We start from the raw sequence: 4,472 nt of genomic DNA, 5'->3' as shown, positions 1-4,472 counted from the left end.
AGCCCGGCAGGTAGATGTCGACCGGGACGATGTGGTCAACACCCTGGACCACCGCGTAATTGTTGAACATTCCACCCGACGAGGCGCACACGCCCATCGCCAGCACCCATTTCGGTTCGGCCATCTGGTCGTAGATCTGCCGCAGCACCGGACCCATCTTCTGGCTGACCCGCCCGGCCACGATCATCAGGTCAGCCTGCCGTGGCGTCGCTGAGAATCGCTCCATGCCGAACCGCGCGATGTCGAACCGGGGACCGGCGGTCGACATCATCTCGATTGCGCAGCAGGCCAACCCGAACGTAGCCGGCCACAACGAATTCTTGCGAAAGTAGCCCGCCAGGACTTCGACGGTAGTCAGCAAGAAACCGCTGGGCAGTTTCTCTTCAATGCCCACGTCTTACCTCAATCCCACGTTAAGCCGCCGCGGCGCCACACATAGGCGTACGCCACGAACACGGTGAGCATGAATACCACCATCTCGACGAGCGCGAACACTCCCAACGCGTCGTAGCTCACCGCCCATGGATACAGAAACACGATCTCGATGTCGAAGACGATGAACAGCATCGCGGTCAAGTAGTACTTCACCGGGAAACGCTGGCCGCTGCCCGCGCTCGGAGCATTGCCCGGCTGGCTGCTGGGCTCGATTCCGCACTCGTAGGCCTCCAGCTTCGCCCGGTTGAATCGGGTGGGACCCGCGATCACGGCCACGATCACGGAGAACACTGCGAACCCGGCAGCGATCCCCCCGAGGACCAGGATGGGTGTGTACAAATTCATCCTGCAGCAACGCTCCTGATGTATTTCCCGACTGGCTGTGAGGTCAAACACAGCCTACTGACCGAGTTACCTGCTCCGCTCAGGACCCCTTGTGTGACTTCACCCACAACCTCCGCAACCCGAGCATCGGCCGGACGGGCGGCCAGCGTGCGTGGCCGTGGCTTTTCGCAGGGTCACGAAAAGCCAACCATGACAGGCATATTAGTGCTTGTTATCGCACCGGGGTGCGAAGCAGCTCGGCTACCGTCTGGCCGAGCACGATGGGATCGATCGGATGGGATACGGCGGCCTCGGCGCGCGACCAGTTGGCCAGCCACGCATCGTCTGCGCGACCAGTGAGCACCAGGATCGGCGGGCATTTCTCGACTTCATCCTTCAACTGTTTGGCGACGCCCAGGCCACCGGCCGGCGACGCCTCGCCGTCGAGGATCGCAAGGTCGATCCCACCGGCGTCGATCTGTTGGACGACGATCGGCTCGGTCGCGACCTCGACGTAGCTGACCGCGGGCAGCTCAGGGTCCGGTCGTTTGCCCAGCGCCAGCATGACCTGCTCGCGGGTTTTGGCGTTGTTGCTGTACACGAGTATCCGCAAGGTGTCATCGGCAGGCACGGTGCTTGATGCTACCCACCTCGACGGCGCGGGTCAGCCTGCGCGGACGAAGTAGGCCTCGACCGTTGCCGTCGCGGCTCGGCCGACCATGCCCGCTCGATTCCAATCCAGGCCGAACTCGGCCCGATCGATCTCAGCGTTGGCCGTCACCAGGACCGTGCCGTCGTCGAGCACGGTGATCGCGACGGGCAGGGGCACCGGAGCGGTGACACCTTTGATCGTGAACGCCGCCTGCAGATCGGCGCGGTTGCCGGTGCTGGGCTGCACGGCGGTGACCACCACGCTGATCTGTGGGAACCGCTCGGCGTCGAAGAAGTCCGCCGACAAGAGGTGCTGATCGCGGCGGCGGATACCGGTGTTCAGTGATGCGACGTCGATGTCGATGCGGCCGAAGACTGCGCCCTTCTCGGTGACTTGTCCGTCGCCGCTGACGTCGGTGAACCGGCCTTTGACGTTCACCAAGCCCCACATGTTCTTGATCTTGAAAGCGAAGCTGGAGCGGTCGGGCAAAAGATTCCATACCCCGGCGGTGTCGGGATCGTTCAGCAATGTCTCTATGGTCGTCATTGAGCACCTCCGTCGTGCCGCCTCACCGATCGCCTGGCTCGCCGCGCGTCGCTGCGAGCGAGCCTAACCCAGCAGCGGGCGCAATTCGGCCGGGTCGGCAAGACCACTACTCATGCTGATATCCGGGGTGCGCCACCCCGAGACGGTGACTGACCAGAGCCCGCAGACAGTGGGTGACGTCGTCGGCGCGGTCGTCGAGCGCACCGCGACGAATGGCCGCGGCGAGCTGCGCTTCATCAGCAAAACCCAACCCGGCGAGCACATCGGCGACCTCGATTCCCGCGTCGCCGAGCAGTTCGCGTTCGACGATGCGCAAGACGTTGGCCGCCACCCGCGCATGGAAGTTGACCTGTCCCACAGTGGATTCCCGTACGTCTCTTTCGAGAAATTCGGCGACGGCGACGACGAGCTCGGCGGCGCTCGGGCGGCCGTAAAGTCCGGTCGGGTCTGATTGCCCGGCTCCTCCGGCGAATTGCCCGGCTCCTCCTCCGGCGAATAGCCCGGCTCCTCCTCGGGCCGCTCCACGGCCCGCATTGTCGCCGGGCGGGGCCGCTGCACGGCCCGCATTGTCGCCGGGCGGGGCCGGTACACGGCCCGCATCGTCACCGGGCGGGATTCGCTCGATCAGGTTCAGCAGATCCCACTCTGTTTCACAGACGCGGCGGCCGATCGCCGCCAGTTCCACTGAGCGGGTCTGCCCACTCAGGTGCCGCTCGGCCTGGTAGCGGCAGATCACTCCCCAGCGCAGGGTGGCCAGAATGAGCCACCAGTGGAATGAAGCCCGGTCGACGCGTACGCCGGCCGCCCCTTCGTAAGCCGACAGGAAGTCCTCGACGCTGCCCAGCCCGCCCGCGCCGCGGTCGACCGGCGCGCCGAAGCGCCAGGCCCGGATACAGAACCACGCCAGGTCTTCGTAGGCCTCGCCGACGTGCACCAGTTCCCAGTCCAGCACCGCCGCCAGTTGTGCACCGTCCACGATCAGGTTGCCCATCCGGAAATCACCGTGCACCAGAAGCTGCGGTGACGGCACAGGCCGGTGCGCGGCCAGCCAGCGGAACACCCACTCGAACGTTGCGGTGGTATCGGCCATGGTGTCCAGCCGGTCGCGCCATTGCCCGAGTTGGTCCTGGGCCTGCAAGTCTGCGTCTCGCGCGTCGGCACTGTTAATGGCGGCCAGCGCCTGAGCGCATTGCCGCAGCAGTCGCGGGCGGTCTTCATCGTCGAGCCGGCGATCGATGCGCCGCACGATCGTCTCACCTTTGATCTCGTCACAGATCAGGAACGGATTGCCCAGGGCCGCCGCGGAGTTGTCGGCGACGAGGATGCGTGGCACGGGCGCACCGGCCGCCGCGGCGGCGGCCTGAACACGGGCCTCCAATTCCATGCCGGCATGAACGTCGTCGGGCGGTCCGATCCGCAGGATCAAGGCATGCCGCTGGTCACCGGTGACCGCGTCGAACGCCCACGTGCTGCGACTGGCCCCACCGGTCAGCGCGCGCAGATTGTCGATCGCCGCGTCGTTGCCCAGCGCAGCGGTCACCACCGGTGTCAGCGCGCGCGACAACTGTCGGGTGTCGGTCACTTCGAGCCGAATTTGAACAATCGCTGTGCCACTCGGCGGATCTGGATCTCCTCGGCGCCTTCGGTGATCCGGTAGCGGCGGTGGTGGCGGTAGATGTGCTCGAACGGTTCGTGGCGGCTGTAACCGAGTCCACCGAAGATCTGCATCGCCCGGTCGGCGGCGTCACAGACCAACCTGTTGGCACGGTAATTGGCCATCGACACTTTGTCGGAGACCTCCAAATGATGGTTGCGGTCCAAGTGCCAGGCGGCGTAATACACCAGCAGCCGCACCATCTGGGCTTCGGTCTGCAGCTCGGCCAACGGCCACTGCACAGCTTGGTTGAGTGCGAGCGGCTTGCCGAACACCGTTCGTCTGGTCGCATAGTCGGCGGCGCGATCGATGCAGTATTGCGCAGCGCCCAGGCTGCCGGCCGCTTGCCGAATCCGGTTCTCGTGCAGAAACGTCTGCGCCACTTCCAATCCGTGGTCCACCTCGCCGAGCACCGCGTCACCGGACACCCGCACGTCGGTCAATTCCACTTCACCGTGGTCGGTCGGCATGTTGAACGTCCACCAGTAGTACGGCACGGAGAATCCCGGCGCATCGGTGGGAACCAGGAACGCGGTGATGCCCTGAGCCTGTCCCGGGTCGCCGGAGGTCCGCGCGAAGATCAAGTCGTGGGTGGCGCGGTGCACACCGGTGTTCCAGCGTTTGGCGCCGTTGATCACCCAGCCGTCGCCGTCGGCCACCGCTTGGGTCTCCAGCCAGGTCGCGTCGGAGCCGTGGGCGGGTTCGCTCAGCCCGAACGCCATCGAGCGCGCACCGGTGATCAGCGCTTCAGACCAGACCCGCCGTTGCGCCTCGCTGCCGAAGCGCTCCATCATGATGACCTGGGGAAAATTCCCGACGATCGACGATTCGTTCTGCAGATCGTTGTGCAGCCCAAGCCCT

Annotated in this window: 6 protein-coding genes; all 6 read right to left on the bottom strand. The window is 65.3% G+C overall.

Going from position 1 to position 4,472, the window contains the following annotated elements:
• On the bottom strand, positions 1-394 hold a 394-nt coding region (locus WA317_RS06325; RefSeq protein ID WP_425172223.1), incomplete at its 3' end, for a NuoB/complex I 20 kDa subunit family protein.
• 8 nt (positions 395-402) lie between these two features.
• Positions 403-780 carry an NADH-quinone oxidoreductase subunit A gene (locus WA317_RS06320; RefSeq protein WP_425172222.1) on the bottom strand — a complete coding sequence of 126 codons (378 nt, stop codon included), beginning with the start codon at positions 778-780 and terminating at the stop codon, positions 403-405.
• Between the two features lie 211 nt (positions 781-991).
• Positions 992-1,324 carry a hypothetical protein gene (locus WA317_RS06315; protein WP_425172224.1) on the bottom strand — a complete coding sequence of 111 codons (333 nt, stop codon included), beginning with the start codon at positions 1,322-1,324 and terminating at the stop codon, positions 992-994.
• Positions 1,325-1,423: 99 nt separating this feature from the next.
• Positions 1,424-1,957, bottom strand: coding sequence for a YceI family protein (locus tag WA317_RS06310; protein WP_425172221.1), 534 nt, complete (start codon positions 1,955-1,957; stop codon positions 1,424-1,426).
• Between the two features lie 106 nt (positions 1,958-2,063).
• Entirely contained in the window at positions 2,064-3,539 is a 1,476-nt protein-coding gene (locus WA317_RS06305; RefSeq protein ID WP_425172220.1) for a phosphotransferase family protein, read from the bottom strand.
• Positions 3,536-4,472: acyl-CoA dehydrogenase (locus WA317_RS06300; protein ID WP_425172219.1), on the bottom strand; the 937-nt coding region annotated here is incomplete at its 5' end. The genes WA317_RS06305 and WA317_RS06300, both read right to left, overlap by 4 nt.

Source organism: Mycobacterium sp. (assembly GCF_049802695.1).
Classification (GTDB): domain Bacteria; phylum Actinomycetota; class Actinomycetes; order Mycobacteriales; family Mycobacteriaceae; genus Mycobacterium.
Note: the sequence above shows the minus strand (reverse complement) of the source record. Positions and strands in the feature narration are given on the sequence as shown.

What these genes read in the sequence shown, in the direction of transcription:
- WA317_RS06320 (WP_425172222.1), bottom strand. Translation starts at nt 780, where the DNA reads ATGAATTTGTACACACCCATCCTGGTCCTCGGGGGGATCGCTGCCGGG.
- WA317_RS06315 (WP_425172224.1), bottom strand. Translation starts at nt 1,324, where the DNA reads ATGCTGGCGCTGGGCAAACGACCGGACCCTGAGCTGCCCGCGGTCAGC.
- WA317_RS06310 (WP_425172221.1), bottom strand. Translation starts at nt 1,957, where the DNA reads ATGACGACCATAGAGACATTGCTGAACGATCCCGACACCGCCGGGGTA.